Origin of the sequence: Runella sp. SP2 (assembly GCF_003711225.1) — a bacterium.
Lineage (GTDB): Bacteria > Bacteroidota > Bacteroidia > Cytophagales > Spirosomataceae > Runella.
The window spans coordinates 6,047,090-6,061,702 of sequence record NZ_CP031030.1 but is presented as its reverse complement, the minus strand read 5'-3'; the positions used below and the strand labels follow the sequence as shown (position 1 = coordinate 6,061,702).

The following is a 14,613-nucleotide window of genomic DNA, read 5'->3' as shown; positions in this document are numbered from 1 at the left end:
CAAAAAATAACACCATGTCTAAACCTCAGGGCCTTTTATCCATCGAACAGCTACGAGATGCTGTCCAACAACAAACCATTGAAACCATCATTGTTGCCTTTACCGACCACTACGGACGCCTCGTCGGGAAGCGGTTTGATGCCGAATATTTCGTCAACGACGTTTTTGAAAGCGGAACCCACGGGTGCAACTATCTCCTCACGACCGATATGGCCATGGAGCCCGTTCCAGGGTATTCTTTTGCCAACTGGGAATTGGGTTACGGCGATTTCCATTTAGTACCCGATTTATCAACGCTTCGGATTGCTGCTTGGCTCGACCGCACGGCAATGGTTATTTGTGACGTCAAAAATGAGAAAACGCACGAATACGTCGATATTGCACCTCGTTCTATCCTTAGAGCCCAACTCGAAAAAGCCAGTGATTATACCGTTTTTGCTGCGTCCGAATTAGAATACTATTTGTTCGAGAACACCTTCCGCGACGCCCATAACCAAGCTTACCACAACCTCAAACCCGTAGGCTGGTACATCGAAGATTATCATATTTTACAAGGCACGCGCACCGAAGCTTTCAATGCCGCCGCACGACGTTATTTGAAACAGTCGGGTGTACCCGTTGAAACCTCTAAAGGAGAATGGGGATTGGGTCAGCACGAACTCAACGTCCGTTATTCGGATATTTTGGACATGGGCGACCGCCACGTTGTCTATAAACAATGCCTCAAAGAAATTGCCGAAGCCATGGGCTGGAGCGTGACTTTCATGGCTAAATTTGCCGCCGACCGCGCAGGCTCAAGCTGTCACATTCATATTAGTTTATGGCAAGAAGACCAAAATGCGTTTGACGGCGATACCCAACTTGGCCCCGTAAAAGGATCCGATGTATTTCGCTGGTTTTTGGGAGGCTGTATCAAATACACGCCTGATGTAATGGTATTTTATGCTCCTACCATCAACTCCTACAAACGCTACGTGGACGGTTCTTGGGCACCCACGCGCTTAGCCTGGAGTTATGACAACCGCACGGCGGGCTATCGGGTAGTAGGCCAAGGAAAAAGCTTGCGCATCGAATGTCGCATTCCAGGGGCTGACTGTAACCCTTACTTAGCATTTGCGGCTCTTTTGGCGTCAGGAATGGAAGGAGTCAAAAACAAGATTGAACCACCAGCTCTTTTTGATGGCGACATTTATGCGGCAGCACATTTGCCACGCGTTCCTTACACATTGGCCGAAGCAATCGACATTTTTAGCCATAGCCCTTTTGCAAAAGAAACATTTGGGGAGAGCGTTGTAGAACATTACACCCATTTTTATCGCACCGAGCAAGCTGCTTTTAATTCATCGGTGACTGATTGGGAACGTAAACGCTATTTTGAACAAATCTAGGGGTAAAGTGAGGCAAAAAGATACTATTTTCAAATTTTTTCTTGAAATAGTTCATTTATTAAAATAATCCTGTACCTTTGTAGGAGTTATTCCTAAACCCTTCCAGACATTTATACTTATAAGAGACCTTCTGACTTCGGGCAGAAGGTCTTTTATTTTTGATTAAAAACAACTTTGTTCGCTTTTCTTGCGTTCTATTCTGCGTAATATTGCACCTCATTCACGTTTCAACCATTCTTTTATACCACAATGACAACTAATTTTCTTAGAAACGCACTTGTAGTGGTTCTTACAGCAGGGTCGTTGCAGGCAATCGCCCAATTCACGCAAGCTCCACTTCCGTATGCTCCAGAAGCGCTTGAGCCTAGCATCGACAAAGCAACGATGGAAATTCACTATGGCCGTCACCACAAAGCATACATCACCAACCTCAATACGGCAGTGGCAGGAAAGCCCGAAGAAAAATTGAGCATTGATGCTTTGGTAAAAGGAATTACGAAAGAAACAACTCCTGCCATTCGTAACAATGGCGGCGGTCACTGGAACCATACGTTCTTCTGGAACATCATGGCACCTGGCAAAGGAGGCATGCCTTCGGGAGAATTAGCCGCAGCGATTACCAAAGAATTTGGTTCATTCGACGAATTTAAAAACAAATTCAAAGCTGCTGGCGCGGGTCGTTTTGGCTCTGGTTGGGCTTGGTTGATTGTAAAAGACAAAAAACTTGTCATCACTTCTACGCCAAACCAAGACAATCCACTCATGCCCGTAGCCGACGTACAAGGCGCACCTATTCTAGGGATTGACGTGTGGGAACACGCTTACTACTTGAAATATCAAAACAAACGCCCTGACTACCTCGATGCGTTTTGGAACGTTGTTAACTGGGACAAAGTAGCTGAGCTTTACGCAGCAGCGTCGAAGTAAGCTCCCAACTAATTTTAGCTCATAAAAAAGGCGACCCGTGAACAGGTCGCCTTTTTTAGTCTTCTTCGTTCCAACGATTACAATTTATCGTCGGCCTTCAAATACGTTTTATTACCGTTTGAATTGATGTAGTATTGACCACCGCGAGGACCTTGGTAAATCGTGCGGCCTTTGTCGTCTTTTCCTACTGTTTTATCAGCACCTGCTACTTTTTTGCGCGTGTTTCCGTCAGCTTCTTTGCCATCATCGGTTTTAGCCGCGGGCTTTACTTTAGCTTGGCTCTTTTTATCGGCCTTGTCGGCTTTGTCTTCTTTCTTATCAGCCTTGTCCTCCTTCTTGTCTTTTTTGTCTTCTTTCTTATCCTTCTTATCTTCTTTCTTATCAGCCTTGTCTTCTAACTTGTCTTTTTTGCCCTTGTCAGTTTTGGCATCTTTCTTGTCCTCTTTTTTATCTTTCTTGTCTTCCTTCTTGTCTTTTTTATCTTCTTTCTTATCCTTTTTGTCCTCCTTTTTGTCTTTCTTATCCTCAGCTTTATCTTTCGCTTTTTCTTTCTTTTCCTTTTTCGGTTTTGTTTCGGTTTGTGCCACGCTATCTAGCGTTACGCCAAAGCACAAAAGGGTAATTAACAGGGCGAGTAACTTTTTCATTTTGTGTAAGATTGAGTTTAAATAGTGGTTTTATTGGTTTGGTCAAATGTATTGCAATTTTTCACAATTTAAGAAAAGATTGTGCTTTTTAATTGCTTTTTAAATCATTAGACGCCCGCGCGTTTCTCATCGTCACACTTTCTAATTTCTATGCCAATGAAAAAGCTACTTTTTATCCTTATCCAACTATCCACGGCCTCACTTTTTGCCCAATCCCCTACCCCCAACTTTAAAATTCAAGTCATTGATAATCAAATTAGTATTGGGTATGGACTAGCCATTGGCGACGTAGATGGCGACCAACGAAAAGATATTTTACTCGCCGACCAAAAAGAGATTGTTTGGTATAGAAATGGCGATTGGAAACGCTTTGTCATGGCAGCAAATCTTACTACTAAAGACAACGTCTGTATCGCCGCCCGCGACATCGACGGCGACGGTCGCGTAGAGGTAGCCGTAGGGGCAATGTGGAACCCCGCCGAAACCAAAGACATCACACAATCGGGAGCAGTTTTTTATTTGATTCGCCCCAAAGACCCTACTCAACTTTGGGAACCCGTACGCCTTCACCACGAAATCACAACCCACCGAATGCGTTGGGCAAAAGTTGATAAAAATAAATACCAACTCATCGTTGCGCCGCTTCACGGACTAGGAAATTCCAATGGCGAGGGAGTAGGCGTAAAACTATTGGGGTACGATGTTCCTAAAAACCCCAAACAAGCTTGGCCTTATCACCTGATTGATTCAACGCTGCACATCACACACAATTTTGAAATTTGGGAAGACAAAGACCTGACCCGCCTTCTGATTGGTAGCAAAGAAGGTGGCAAGGTTGTAAGTTATCAAAAAGCACAGTGGATGCCCACGCAGCAATGGGTAGGTGCAGGAACGGGTGTGGGTGAAGTGCGTCGCGGATATTTGCCCAACAAAAAGCCTTTTGTGGCTGCCGTTAGTCCTTGGCATGGCAATCAGCTCGTTGTTCTAGATACTCACACCAACACCAAAAAGGTACTGACCACCCGCCTCAATCAAGGCCACGCTCTGGTTTGTGAAGATTTTTTGGGAACGGGTTCTTCACAAATCGCGGTAGGGTGGCGCAATCCGAACGCCGATAAAAAATTGGGCGTGCGGTTGTTTGTTCCCAAAGATGCCAATGGCGAAGATTGGGAAGAGTTTACGTTGGACGAAAGTGTCATGATGGCCTGCGAAGACCTACAAGCCGCCGACCTCGACAATGACGGCGATTTAGACCTCATTGCGTCGGGTCGTTCTACGCTCAACGTCTTGGTATATTGGAATCAGCGCATTTCAAAATAGACTAGCCCCTCCAAGTTTTTACTTCACCGCTAACCAAACTTGGAGGGGCTAGTGTACTAAACTTTTTATACCTCGAAGCATTTCATGGGCAACTTTTTGGGGTTCAAAATCCGCAACGATTTGCCTTGATTTTTCTCCCATTTGGGTCAAATTTTCAGCGTTATCCACAAAAAGGCACAACTTACGCACAAAATCAGGCAACAGATGTGGGTCAAATACCCAACCATTTTTGCCCACTTGTACCAAATCGTCCACACAACCCGAAGGTTCCGATACCAATACAGGCAGCCCGCATATCATGGCTTCATTGACCACCAGCCCCCAAGGCTCCGACTCACTTGGCAAGACCAACACATCGGCTAAAGCTAGGAATTCGGCTACTTCGTACCAAGGTACGCCCGCCTCAAATCGAACGTTGGGAATAGACGCGGCCATCGTTTGTAGTTCCGCTTTTTGTTCACCTTCTCCCAAAAGTACTAGCCCCCAATCGGGCGCACTTTTCTGTACTTCGGCAAAAGCTTGAAGCAGCAGTGGCAGGTTTTTGGGAGGAATCAATCGGCCTACAAAAATGAAGTTATAAGATGCCCAATTTCTAGCGTTTTTACGGCTTTCTCGTTGGGCAAACGCACGGTGGTAATGTTCTAAAATGACGTCATTATCCACAATAGCGGCTCTTTGCGTCACTATCTGAGCAGATTTTACGCCCAGTTTTTCCAAGTACGCAGCCGAAGATTTCCCAAAACAGAAAAAGACATCGGCTTGGCTCAACAAAAACTGCTTAAATCGCTCTTTGAGTCCCATCCGAACGTGGTCGCGCACGTTCGATTCATTAGAAATCACTACTTTAATACCCCGCAGTTTGGCATAAAAAAGCAATACCCACTGCGCAGGATCGTACCAGCCCGTGAGATTCAGCACATCAGGACGATAGGCATGAATTTTAGCCAGTAGGGCTTTGGTTCGCGCCCAAAGGCTCACTTGGTCGAGGGATGTTTTAAAAAGTACTTCGTAGTCGTAATCGTACCGAAAAGCCTCTGCCTCACCCATATTGGCCCGACTTTTTTCAGAAAGTGCAATTTGCACCACCTTAATTTCAAGCCCGTATTGGGGAGCAAAACGGTGTAATTCACTGAATAACTTGGACTTGTAGTGTGCCCAAAGTTGATTATGGACGATGAGAACGCGCATGACGGGCAAAATAAGCGTCGAGGTATTGTTTCAAAACAGGATACAAATGTTTGGCCATAAACGCTTGTCCCTTGGCATTATAGTGAATACTATCAAAATCAGGATTACGGAAAAGTTCTTTGGGCGGATGCAGTTTAAGCTCATCAATCACAGGAATGTGATTTTTTCGGGCAAACGCCAAAATCTCTTCCCCTTGGCTATCGTAACGATTTTGAGTAATTTCGGGTAATTCAGGATGCAGGTACATAAAAAACGGAATCCCCATGGCTTTGGTCGTATCGGCCAATTGTTGATAACCCGTATTAAAGGTCGTTCCAAATTTATGAATTACGTCGTTGGGCGCGTGTTGGGTAGCAGGCGCCAACCATTCTTTCAACGGTGCTTCGATGTAATGATAAATAAACAACGTGTAAATATAGCGGTGCCAAAACTCATACAAGGCTACTTTGTATTGCTTATTGGGATAATTCGGGTTTTCGCCCACCAACTTATGGTGGCTCATGTTGTCGTAGGCATCGTGGCTACTTGTCACCAAACCGATGACATCTGCGCCAAAGAATCCGTTCTTTTTCAAAAACGCAAAAGCATTGTCAGGCCCCCACGACCCCGCCGAAACGTTCAGTACGCGAACGGGCTGGTGGTAATGTTCCGTAAATTGTTTTTCTAACAAAGTCGAAGCCAACTCATCGTGACTGGTGGGATTCCCACCATTGATAACTGAGTCGCCAATCAGCAACACGACCGTTGTATCGGTAGGATTGATTGGCTCACTTCGCATCGAAAGTTCGTTTGTTTTTACCACGTTTCGGAAACGAAATCGGTACTGATTTGGGGCAAAAACATACTCAAAATCAGGATCTTCGATGTAAAGTGGCGCATTACAAAAGCCAAAGCCAAAGCGCAAAATCAACTCAGACAGCCCTAACAAAGCTCCCAAAATCAATCCATACTTGCGCCAATTCTTCTTCATTGTTGTGTATTTAAGTGAGCCTCTTATAGCCCTTCGTAAATCTTAAATCGCTTCGTTTGTTTCACCAAACGGAATGTATAACCAGGAAACTGGGCTTTCAGCGACGGGTTGGTGGGAAGCTGTTCGTATGCTTCGTGGACAAACGCGTAAATATTGCCCGCTTTGCCTTCGTATTTGTCAAAAATAAAACCACATCCCCGCGCAAATTTGTAATCAATACTTCCCACCAGTTTGCGGGCATGAATCGCATCGACATTCATCGAGCCCGAAGTAAAATACAGAATATTCGCTGGTTTATCGACCGAATGAATAAAGGCAAGGTCTTCGTCGGAGGCGTGGCGTAAAGCAAACCCTGACGTTCCCGTCGCCGATTCATGCGTAATTTCTATTTTCTTCAATACAAACGTACTGAGGCCGTAGCCCGTATTCAGAATCAATAATAACCATAAAATGCCAGTTCGGTATGCAGTAGCAATTGGTTGTTGGAGTGCTGCCACGAGCAAAGGCAAAAATAGATAAGCTACGACTTTGGTATGGCGGTATTCGATAGATATATCGGCACCTTTGTTGTACAACAATAAAAAAACACCACAATACACGACATAAAACCCCACAAATACCGCTCTAGCAGCCACATAGCGCGTCTCCAAGGCAATTCGAATCATTGCCACAAAACCTACCAATAGCAGCACATAATATAGTCCATGCCCCCAAATCGAAAAACTCGTTCGCTGAAGTAATTGAGGATAGATTTCGGCAATGCTAAACCAGTGCGTCAGCGGATAGGTAAGCGTTTCAAAAGAAGCCCAAACCATTTTAAACGGCTGGCTTGTACTTGTAATCGGGCTAGTGCCTAAAGCGACAAAACCAAACTGCGTAATTCCTAAATAGCAAGCGATGCACAGCCCTATGACTAGCACAGTCACCAAACTCGGGCTAAGTAATTTTCGGGTTTTTGCAAGGTCTGACAAAAAAGCTAGCCCTGCGCACCCGCCCAGTGCGGCAAAGCCAATGGTATAGGCTGACTTTAAGAAAAAGCTAACCAACGAAAGCAACAAAAGCCCCGCAAAAAGTTTCAGCGGAGCAGAGCGGTATTTAAGATAATACCAAATGGTCCAGGACTGACTCCCAAACAGCAGCAATTCGCCGCCAGTATAATTCAGAAAATTGATGGTAAACAAGCGAGAAGTTGCCATCAAAAACAAGCAGAGTCCAATCACAAGTTCGTCGAAGCCCAACTCCCGATAGACAAAATACCAGCCCCCCAATCCTACCACTGAAAACAAGAGCGTCACCCAAATACTGGCTGTGCCCGTAGAAATACCCAACAAGTGACTCACTACACCTGGAACAGCGTATTGCCCTGGACTCCACCAAGTTAGGAATAACTCTTTATTCTGTACAATGTCAGTAGGCGAAGGAATCGCCAATTGGTTCAATGGCCCGCCATTGGCCATGTCGTTCCATACCGATAAGCCAAACCCTGGGTCTTCTCCCAATACCAATGCTACTCCAAAACTACTTATCGTAAATGCAATCAGCAGTACCCCAAGCAACCATCGACTGGCCAATATTTTGTTGAAAAGAACCATGTAAAACAAAACGCTACCTTAGGCAGGTTGGGGTTGAAGGGGTTTGGTGGAAGAATCGCTTGAATAAATTCCGAAGAATCGAATGTAAAATACATAGACCAACCACATACTCAAGTCGATGGGGCGCGCACCCGAGAACAACGCAATGAGCACGATGATGGAAAAATAGGCCATGAACAACGAAAGATCATTGGCGGGCTTAAAGAATTGCTGCACCGCAATAATTCCCATTACAAAGAAAAAGCTATTGAAAAGAATAAATCCTAAAACACCTTGATTTACGAGGGCTTCGAGCGCTGGTACATCAAAGAATTGAGATTTATAACCTTCGCCAAATAAAATAAGACCAAGAGAGCCTTCGCCCAAAAACTCTTCAAATACATATCTAAAACTATACACACGATTGACGGACGAGTAGTCAATCTCTGCCGATTTCTGATCTACTTCAACCCCCGTAACGGTATAAATCACTTTCCCAAAACGCGTAATAAACGCCTGTAAATATACCTCTAGGGCATAGGAAGCAAAGGCAAACTGAGATAGCAAAAACGCCACAATCCCGTAAACGGCCGCGACTAAACCCAGCGTTCGCACCTGAAATATCGATTTTACCACGCTTTTCCCGTGAAAGGTCAAATAAATAACGGCCATCACACCAAGGGCAATCAAACTGGTATTCGTACGAGCCAAAATCAATACACCCACCGAAAAAATAGCGACCAAATAATAGAATATTTTAACCAAGACACTCTTCATACGAGCAGCCACAATAAACGATGCCAGAATCCCGCAAAGGGCGTTGTTGGCATAAGCGTGCGGGTTACTATTTTGGGTATTTGCGGCAAACTTAATCGCGGCCCGTTCTCCAAAAGTCCAGTGCGGGTCACGCGTGAGGCTGTACAAAAGCCCCGTACTTGCCAGCAACGAATAAAAGACCATGACAATCAGAATGATATGGACTTTATTATTGGGATAGTACATCGAGGCAAACAAAAAAAGCAGCGGGATAATGTACGTCAATGTTTCGCGAAGTCGTTCGGGCTCGCCATTGATACTTGGATAGTATTTCCAATACAACCACCCCAATACAATAAACCCAAACCAACATGCAAATAACATTCGGTTTGGGAGGTAAATAGTACGAAAGATATTGATAGGCATCAGTAGCAATAAGCCCAACCCCCAATATAAAATGGTAAAGGTACTCCCACTTGGCCCTACCCCAAACCCATCACGAAGGATGAATACGATGGGATAAGAATTCCAGAGCATGTTTACTCCTAGTGCCTGACGGTAGTATTTAAAATCGTCTAACATAGCTGTTGTTATTTAAACAAGCCGTATCTCAAAATACAGTAAATCGCCCTAAAGCCGTCTTTCCAGTTAATTTTTTTGCCTTCGGCATACGTTCTTCCGTAATACGAAACTCCCACTTCATAAATACGGATATTGGGAATACGTGAGATTTTGGCCGTGACTTCTGGTTCAAAACCAAAACGTTTTTCCTTCAATTCAAGCCCCTGAATCATATCGGCACGAAACAGCTTGTAGCAGGTTTCCATATCGGTCAGGTTGAGGTTACTAAACATATTGCTTCCAAACGTCAGAATTTTGTTGCCGATTGAATGCCAGAAAAACAAAATTCGGTGCGCTTTTCCCCCCATAAAACGTGATCCAAACACCACATCAGCGTGGCCGTCCACGATGGGTTGAAGCAAAATATTAAACTCTTGGGGGTCGTATTCTAAGTCTGCATCTTGAATGACTAAATACGTTCCTGTGGCACGGCGAATTCCCGTGTGTAGCGCAGCTCCTTTTCCTTGGTTTACTTCGTGTTTGAAGTAGGCCAATTCAACCTGCGGATTATTGGCCTTAAACGCCAAAATTTGGGCTTCTGTACCGTCTCTTGAACAGTCATTGACCACAATTATTTCTTTTTCAAAACCACCAATCAACTGCACCGACGCCACGGCTTTCAATACCGTTTGAATCGTTTTTTCTTCGTTGTAGGCTGGAATGACGACACTAAGCTTTTGATTCACAAGTAACTACTATTAAAGTGTTTGATACGATGCCTTTTTGTTTTTGTACCACACACGTAAGTACTGCAACGAAGGCTTTTCAATAAAATAAGTAATGGCCGTAGCCAACACGAACGCTGCGGCCAAAGCGACGGTGCTCGCTTGCACAAACGACCACCCAAATTTATCCTTTAGTACCGTGATTACCCCTACCGTAAAATAATGATGAATCACGTATAGACTGTATGAAATTGTTCCTAAGTAAAGCGTAACGCGGTTATTAATCCACTCTAACTTATGACTCACAAACAAGAAAAAGAGCACAAAATAAACCGTTGTGGTAATGCCGTACTCTCCAAAACTCAAAAACAGGTTACTACGTCCCGTTTTATCGTACAAATATAAGGTAACTCCATAGGCAATTGCTATTCCAACTAATCTCCATTTGTCATATCCTTGGGTGAACATTTTGTAAAACAAGATACCCGCCCAGAAAAGCTGAAAATGATTCATCAATGGAAACCCTTTCAGTATAACTTCATAAACACTGGGAGCTGCCACCCGCACCCATCCGTGGAGGATAATTTGAACCATCACCAGCCCCAATCCATACCACTCCAATCGTCCTAGCTGATTGAGCCAAAGCCCTAAAAGCATGACGCCATAAAAAAGCATTTCGACAATCAATGTCCAATACGACCCGTCTAAGTCCCTGATTCCGAAGTAATACTGAAACATAGTCATGTTGGCAATGTACTCCCCCAAGCTGATTTGGCTGTATCCTAGCCAACTCCCAATGGCCATAAACAAGGCCGTGAGGGTTACTGCCGCCCAATACACAGGGTACAATCGTGAAAACCGAGCCACAACAAAGTCAAGTACACTTTGGGTTTTATTTAGGGTCAAAAAAATGACAAAACCACTGATAATAAAGAACAAATCAACGCCTGTTGCCCCCCAATTCAAATGAAAAGGAGCATCGTACTGGTGCAAAGTAAGGTGAAAAAGCACCACTGCCAGTGCTGCCACTCCCCTAAATGTATCCAGTGTTTCTAGTCGTTGATGCATACTTTCAATATCGTTCTTTTTCACTTTGTGTTACAAAGTAAAATCATTCACTTTGTATTTCAAAGTGAAATTTTCTTTTTAATATCATTGATTCTCCGTCATTGGAATCAACTGCTCTTTGAACAAATACTGAACGACCAACATCGCAAACTCACTTCCTCCTTTTTCAGTCAAATGGCACAAATCACAGTAATAGTCCTTTTGACGGGGTAAAAGCTGATCCATATCCACAAAATAGGTACCATACTGGGCTGCCAACTTTCGCAAAATGGCATTGTGCGCTTTGACTCCCGTATCAACATTGACAGGGTCGCCCCAAAGCCACAAAGGCGATGGGTAAGGGCACTTGGCAAAATCGCGGTAATCGGTGTATCCACCGTTCCCAATCACGCTTGGTGGCACGTACAAAGCATAGGTCATCAACACCAGTTTTTCGCTTCTTTTGCGGGCCTCCAATATAATTTGTTCAATATTGGCTTGATAAGGCTTTCCTGTTTTTACCTCTTTCCCGTATTGAACAAAATCGGGATTAACCGTATTCAGTTCTAAAAATTTCTTCCCTTTTAACTTATCCATCAACAAGTTAAACCCTTTATGGGTAATAAACGGCAACACCGTCCAGTTGACCTCGGGGTGTTGTTTGATGATTGCCAAGTCATAATACCACATTACGTGCCGATAATCGTCCGAAAAAAGTTCGCTCGGAATATTGTTGGCACGCGTCTCATTGATGGCCTCGTAGTAAATCACCAAATCGAACCGTTGTTTCCCCAACATTCGGTACTTATTAAGGTTATCCAACGAGGTATGTGCTGGTGTCGCGGCATTGAAAATGCGAACTTTCCGACCGTTTGCAGTCTGTTTCAACAACGAATCCAGCGTTTTATTAATCGGTAGTCCAAACTCCAAACTCACCGCCGAACCACCCAAAATCAACAAGTCGAATGTGTCGTCTTGTTGCGAAATGTTTTCTTTCTGAATCTTGACCAGTTCGGGATAGAACTTATCAGCTGGTTTCCAGAAAGGATACTTCATCACCACGGTGAGGGCGACGCGGCCCATCAACTCCAACACAACCCACAGCAACACCAGCGAGGCCGTTGCCAGAAGGAAAACATTCCTTTTTGTTTTCATTAGAATAATAACTTCTGACAGAAAACCTCCGCAGAATGGTCTTGCAGATAAGGCTTACCGTCTATGTCAATCTGATTTAGGTGTAAATAACGCTGCATCGCTTCCCCTATGGCTTCGGGGCGGTTCGGAGGGACTGTTACCCCCAATTTATAGTGTGTCACCAAACCTTCCATCACCCCCAAATTGGAGGCAATCAAAGGCTTACTGTACTTAGCTGCTAATCCTAAAATATTACTCGAACTATAAAAATTGATGTAAGGTACCAGGACCACATCAACGATTTTAAACACTTCGTTGGTACTATGCGGGTCAAAAAACCGAAAATGCTTTACAAATTGAATTTCGGGGTAATTTTTTTCGGCTTCTTGGATGGCCGAAAACAAGGTATTCTCATACCCTTTTTCGGGCTCACCGCATATCAAAAAACACATTTTTTGACGCTCTTCGGCAGAAATTTGCTTTAGTCCTTCAAGAATGTTGGAGACGTTTTTTCGGGCCGATAAATGCCCATAGATTAAAAACACGCGACGGGTAGCCTCCACTCCGTACTCGTCTTTAAGGATTTCGACCGATTGCTCCGCCATCTGACCCACTTCGATGGGGTCAGGCAAAAAATCGAAACGTTGTCCAAAACGTTGGTTGTATTCTTTTACCCCTTGTTTGTCGTTGAGGAAAAAAATTTTTTCCAAGTTTGGGTTTCGCAACATCCAAGTAAGCTGCAATCCTTTCCGTAGTCCACGCAAGTCACGACGCACTTTTGCTTTGAAGGTAGAGCCATCCTCGTAGTACTTGCGAAAAGGTAAAAACAACAAGCCTGACAACTTAACCCCTAATCGCCGAATTGCCCCACGCCCAACCTCATACTGAAAGGCGTCGATGTGCATAAAGATAATGCGATTGGCATTGTACTCGTTAACCAAACTTGTCAGGTAATCCATTTCGGCAGAAGCACGACGCAGAACGCTCGTTAGCGCCATGAATGCCTCTAATTGTTTCCCTGGAATATAACGAAACTGGACGTACTTCTCGTCTTTACCAAATCGCGCTTTTGCTCCTTCGTGGAGCACAAAAACAAATTGGCTACGAACCGTTTCGGGCATTTTTTTGAGGTATTCTACCAAAAACTGTAAATAGTCCAAATGGTGCCCGCTGATGTCTCGGTCGTAAATAAGCGTACGTTCGGGAATTCTCATCATGCGTTATACCAATGCTTTATATACTTCTAATGTTTTTTGGGCAGTGGTTTCGGCCCTGAACAATGGCACACGCTCATAGCCTCGCTGACGCATGGTTTGCTGGAGGGCTTCATCATAAACCACCTTTTCTACCGCTGCACGAATCGACTCCTTGTTTTCAGCTTCAAAGTAAACCGCCGCATCTTGGGCAATTTCATCAAATGATGTCCCTGTGGTAGCAGCCACGGGACAACCGCAGCTCATCGCTTCCAAAATGGGAAGCCCAAAACCTTCCATCAACGACGGAAACACAAATACTTGCGCTTCTTCGTACAACTGAATCAGGGTCATGTCGTCGATAATCGGTTGATATATTACCCGATTTTGAAGCCCTTGTGCTGCAATCGCTTGTTTTTCTTCGGGGGAAAACCCTCTTCCTCCCGCACAAATGAGGTGTAAGTCTTTGTCGTTTTTTAACAATGGCGCCACCGACTCAAAAAAACGGTCGAAGTTTTTGTAAAAATCGCGTTTACCTACAAAAAGTACAAAGCGATCGGGCAAGGTCAGTGCCAATGAATGATTGGCCGTGGGTCGTTCAAAATAATTCCCCAACGGTACGACCTTAACTTTGGATTCTTCAATCTTGAAATACTCTAAAATACTGCGTTTAGTAGCCTCCGAAACGGAAATAACCACATCCGCACGCGTCAGCAGGCGTTGTTTTAGTTCGGTCAGACCTTCACCAAGCACAGGGAATTGTTTTCCGTATTTTTCACTTAGTGCATCGTGAAATGTTATAACAAGGGGCTTTTTCCCTATTTTATCCAAAAAATAAGAGTGGTAGTAGGTAGGGTGAAAAATATCAAAATCACCCGCACTTAGCTTGGTAGAACTGCAAAGGCGATTAACCAGCGAGAAGGCTTGATTGGCCCTGAAATTATTTGCCAAACGTGCGTAGCCCCAAGGGTGAGCATAGGGCACATTACGTAAGTATTCGTTGTTAGAAAACTTCAAAGAGAGCTCAAAATCAACATCTTTTCGTTCCCAAAAAGCGTTCATTAACTCAAAAAAATACCGCGAAATACCTCCGTACTGGGAACCAGTAAAGGTTTGGTGGTCATATAAAATTTTCATGCAGTACGCATTACCGATAAAAAACGAACCGCATTTTGCGGAGATTTCC

General features: G+C 44.2%; 13 protein-coding genes. 3 read left to right on the top strand and 10 right to left on the bottom strand.

Annotated features, from left to right (window positions below; all coding sequences use genetic code 11):
• The first annotated feature begins 14 nt into the window (after positions 1 to 14).
• The gene (locus DTQ70_RS24440) at positions 15 to 1,388 is read left to right on the top strand and encodes a glutamine synthetase family protein (RefSeq protein WP_122933222.1); all 1,374 of its coding nucleotides are present in this window, start codon (positions 15 to 17) and stop codon (positions 1,386 to 1,388) included.
• Between the two features lie 249 nt (positions 1,389 to 1,637).
• Positions 1,638 to 2,315 (top strand): superoxide dismutase, encoded by a 678-nt coding sequence (locus DTQ70_RS24435; protein ID WP_122933221.1) that lies wholly within the window; start codon positions 1,638 to 1,640, stop codon positions 2,313 to 2,315.
• Positions 2,316 to 2,392: 77 nt separating this feature from the next.
• Here the strand turns inward: DTQ70_RS24435 and DTQ70_RS24430 are convergent, their stop codons facing one another.
• Entirely contained in the window at positions 2,393 to 2,962 is a 570-nt protein-coding gene (locus tag DTQ70_RS24430; protein ID WP_122933220.1) for a hypothetical protein, read from the bottom strand.
• Positions 2,963 to 3,118: 156 nt separating this feature from the next.
• Here DTQ70_RS24430 and DTQ70_RS24425 point away from each other — a divergent pair, with 156 nt between their 5' ends.
• Positions 3,119 to 4,282, top strand: coding sequence for a VCBS repeat-containing protein (locus tag DTQ70_RS24425; RefSeq protein ID WP_122933219.1), 1,164 nt, complete (start codon positions 3,119 to 3,121; stop codon positions 4,280 to 4,282).
• A 48-nt stretch (positions 4,283 to 4,330) separates the two neighbouring features.
• Here DTQ70_RS24425 and DTQ70_RS24420 read toward each other — a convergent pair whose 3' ends face one another.
• From DTQ70_RS24420 to DTQ70_RS24380, 9 genes are all read right to left on the bottom strand, one after another.
• Positions 4,331 to 5,470 (bottom strand): glycosyltransferase family 4 protein, encoded by a 1,140-nt coding sequence (locus DTQ70_RS24420; RefSeq protein ID WP_122933218.1) that lies wholly within the window; start codon positions 5,468 to 5,470, stop codon positions 4,331 to 4,333.
• On the bottom strand, positions 5,448 to 6,440 hold the full coding sequence (locus DTQ70_RS24415) for a hypothetical protein (protein ID WP_122933217.1): 993 nt from the start codon (positions 6,438 to 6,440) through the stop codon (positions 5,448 to 5,450). Before DTQ70_RS24415 ends, DTQ70_RS24420 begins: the two co-directional genes overlap by 23 nt.
• Positions 6,441 to 6,463: 23 nt before the next feature.
• Positions 6,464 to 8,032, bottom strand: coding sequence for a hypothetical protein (locus DTQ70_RS24410; RefSeq protein WP_122933216.1), 1,569 nt, complete (start codon positions 8,030 to 8,032; stop codon positions 6,464 to 6,466).
• Positions 8,033 to 8,050: 18 nt separating this feature from the next.
• Positions 8,051 to 9,349 (bottom strand): hypothetical protein, encoded by a 1,299-nt coding sequence (locus DTQ70_RS24405; protein ID WP_122933215.1) that lies wholly within the window; start codon positions 9,347 to 9,349, stop codon positions 8,051 to 8,053.
• 8 nt (positions 9,350 to 9,357) lie between these two features.
• Entirely contained in the window at positions 9,358 to 10,074 is a 717-nt protein-coding gene (locus DTQ70_RS24400) for a glycosyltransferase family 2 protein (RefSeq protein WP_122933214.1), read from the bottom strand.
• A gap of 12 nt (positions 10,075 to 10,086) precedes the next feature.
• Complete coding sequence (locus DTQ70_RS24395) at positions 10,087 to 11,121, bottom strand: acyltransferase (protein ID WP_122933213.1); 1,035 nt, start codon at positions 11,119 to 11,121, stop codon at positions 10,087 to 10,089.
• An 84-nt stretch (positions 11,122 to 11,205) separates the two neighbouring features.
• On the bottom strand, positions 11,206 to 12,255 hold the full coding sequence (locus DTQ70_RS24390; protein ID WP_122933212.1) for an SGNH/GDSL hydrolase family protein: 1,050 nt from the start codon (positions 12,253 to 12,255) through the stop codon (positions 11,206 to 11,208).
• Positions 12,255 to 13,451 carry a glycosyltransferase gene (locus tag DTQ70_RS24385; protein ID WP_122933211.1) on the bottom strand — a complete coding sequence of 399 codons (1,197 nt, stop codon included), beginning with the start codon at positions 13,449 to 13,451 and terminating at the stop codon, positions 12,255 to 12,257. Before DTQ70_RS24385 ends, DTQ70_RS24390 begins: the two co-directional genes overlap by 1 nt.
• 3 nt (positions 13,452 to 13,454) lie before the next feature.
• On the bottom strand, positions 13,455 to 14,564 hold the full coding sequence (locus tag DTQ70_RS24380; protein WP_122933210.1) for a glycosyltransferase family 1 protein: 1,110 nt from the start codon (positions 14,562 to 14,564) through the stop codon (positions 13,455 to 13,457).
• Between the last annotated feature and the right edge of the window lie 49 nt (positions 14,565 to 14,613).